The 3,095-nt window shown below is 51.9% G+C and carries 2 protein-coding genes; both read right to left on the bottom strand.

The window, feature by feature from the left end:
- Positions 1-20: 20 nt before the first annotated feature.
- Positions 21-2,042, bottom strand: coding sequence for a PglZ domain-containing protein (locus ACOCD2_RS15200; protein ID WP_293652857.1), 2,022 nt, complete (start codon positions 2,040-2,042; stop codon positions 21-23).
- Positions 2,043-2,055: 13 nt separating this feature from the next.
- Positions 2,056-3,095 (bottom strand): hypothetical protein (locus ACOCD2_RS15195; RefSeq protein WP_419625765.1); only part of this gene is annotated, 1,040 nt, incomplete at its 5' end.

Raw genomic sequence — 3,095 nt, 5'->3', positions numbered from 1 at the left:
CCCAGACAATTGGCTCCCGCTCAATCCGGGTGACCTGCTCGGAAGAGCCGGATGCGGGAAATCCGCACGTCCGGTTCTGTGAGGGTGAAAGCCAGCAATGGCCGATCTACTCGACTAGCGCACACGTCACTCGCCTCGGCCTGTGCATTCAGGAAGAAGCCATGGTCGGTAACGATGATGACATCGTGGAAACCCGCTTTTTTTAGCTTATGAACCGCCACCCTGATGCGCTTCAAAGTATCATGGATCAGGCTGAGCGTGGTTTCTGGGTTGTTCTCCAACTGGCTATCGATATCGACGCTACGCAGCACCAGAAGGTGTACCGTATCGGGTAGCGCCTTTTTGGCGCGGACAAAGTCATTCAACTTCATCTCGGCAAATCGGTCACCAAACTGCTTGCGCAACACCTCCATGCGTTGGCTGACATTCGAAACCACCGTCTCTCCCAGCATGGGAACAAATCCGTCGTTCTTCTTAACCAGCGACAGATGTTTACCAGCCCCTGGGAGAAGACTCGCCATCCCCACCAGGGTAATGCTCGGCAACTGGGCATAAGCAGTGTGGAGTTCTACCGGTTCGTCCTCCGCCAATTGCTGTTGAAGTGCCACACCAAGCTCGTATCGCAAAGCATCGATGAGCAGATAGGCGACCCGCCGGCCACTCTCCTGCAGGCGTGGTGCGACCAGATGGTCAAAAACATCGGCGTTCGCCAGTCTACCTGTTGGGGGCCACCCGCTTGCCTCCAGTTGCTTAGTGAATACCATCTGGGCCTTCTCGGCCAAGCGCCTGTAACGTACTCGGGCCTGTTCGATGACTACACCCATCTCACCCTCAACGTCCAAGTGGTCGCCAACCGCCTGCTCGAATTCGCGCTGGTACCGGTCAGCCTCCCGCAGACCACTGAGGTAGAAGTCGATGAGATCATCCTGGGTGCGACTGTGGTTTGGCAACTGGCGTTCGAAGTCATCACAGGCCTCGACCAATTGCAACGCGGCCTGGATCAGACCCCATTGCGCTTGGCTCTCGCCCTTGCCGGTCCAGACCGACCCGGCGTGTCGGCGAATAATATCCCGGACCTTATCGACATCTTCCTGTTTCAGTGCCTCCAACGCCCGTGCAAAAAAGGTCCGCTCTTCAAACGGGAAGGTATCGCGCTTACCAAGGTCCGTGATTCCAACACAGAGCTTTGGCAAATCCAGAGCCTTTTCGATGGCCTCCGCTCTGTCTATGTAGGTCACGCGCGTACGCTGGTCGTTTCTAAGGCGGTCACACAGATCCTGCACCAAGGGTCGCGCAGAGTCCTCGGCATGGGGAACATCCGCCAACGCAGCAGGGGTCGTTTCAGGAAGATCGAAAACAAATTCGCTGAACAGCAGAAAGCGCCATAGCTCGTCGGCAATTTTCGACCAGGCCTTGGCGCGGGTTTTGAGTGTTAACCCCAGCGTCGCCTTGAACAGATCACGGGCTTCCGCCACCCAGGCATCCTGCTCCTGCAAGGCCATGTGTTGGCGGTTGTCCGGTACCAACAGCCCGAACAGAATATCCCGTGAAGACTCGGCGCCCAACAGAGCCCGCAGGGTCGGCCACCCCACACCGCCGCCGATGGCATCGATCACCGCAAAAGCAGGGTTAGGATCTTTCTCAAAGACAGCACGAATCTCAGTGGCGTGATCCGGTTTGGCTTTAAGACAAAGACTCAGATACTCATCACCATCCCCTTCCGGAAAGATATTGCCGCACACGGAGTACAAGGCAAAGGGATCCCGCTGCCGATCCTCATCTGAAACCGGTGCGGGCGCTGGAACATAGATCAGCAAACCCGTCGTTTCCGAATTGGACGTTCCCAATTCACCAAGTAGCTTCAGAGCAGCCTCTCGGCTCTCAATACTGCTCTCCGTGGCATCGACGACGTGCAAGCCATTAGCGTTCATGCCCTGGCAGAGCTCCCGATAGCGAAGATCCGGATCGTAGACCACCAGTACCCCGTTCCGTTTGACGCGAGGTAGCATGACGTCGGATTGAATAAACTTCTGAATAGTCATTACCTATTTCTTCTTAAAAATCCAAATGTTTTCCGCAGTAACCTATTACTATTCGCTGTTCATCAGACAGCCATTCGAAATGAACACGCAACGTTTCTGCAACACTGTCCTTCACGCCAATTTTAAGATGCTTCTGCATCTCGATATCTCGCCCCCTGTAGTGAAAAGTTCGGCGTGATTTACCCGCGGCACTTAAGACCTCGCTTTCGTTAGCTGCAAAAGCATTATGTCCAAATACATCTTTTGCCTGCCCATCCCCCAAACCACTTGCTAATGCTTCCCAATATCCAATTGCAAGGTTCCACAACAATTTAAAGGCTTTACTGCCATATCGAAATTGGATTGAATCCCGAGCTGAAGAATAAGCCGATTCAAGCACCACCACTCTATCTGGGAAAAGCGCACTGATAATTGTTAGTGATTGCTCCAAGGATGGGTCATCTTTAAAAACGGCTGAAATAGCTTCCCTTAATGGTGTAATTGCTTCAACTTCATCAGTGTTTTCATCTGTGGATGACTCCCTTCCGCTCAATGCGTATTTAAGCCCGTCAATATCTGCTTGAAGTTTACGTGCTTCCACAGTAGTTTCTTCCAAATCTGATCGCAAAATAGCTACTTCGTTGTCCTTTTCCTGGAGTTCTCGGTCGGCCTCTTCGAGTAGAGCAACATACTCTGCCGTTTCATTATTCTGTTTCGCACGCTCAATACTTTTCCCCAACTGACGCCTTAGAATCTTCCTATTCACCACATCAAGCGATATATGCTGCCAGGAATATGGCAAGTTAGTACGGTGAGTTATTATAGCTAGCACTTCAGATTCAATACTTTTTCCTTCTTCTAACAGATTATTCAAATCATCGGGATGCAACAGTATTGATTCGCAGTAAGAAGGCTTGCCCCCTCGACGTGGCTTGAACACAATGTTAATAGCCCCTCTCCATGCAGCATAACGACGTCCAAGAATATCTTCGATCTTGTAAGTATTTGCACCCTGCTGAATAGCGACAACATCCGCAATACCAATCAACAACGACCTAATACGTTCTGGTGCAA

Source organism: Thiolapillus sp., from assembly GCF_048562965.1.
Classification (GTDB): Bacteria; Pseudomonadota; Gammaproteobacteria; order Chromatiales; family Chromatiaceae; genus Thiolapillus; species Thiolapillus brandeum_A.
This window is presented reverse-complemented; position numbering and strand designations above follow the sequence as displayed.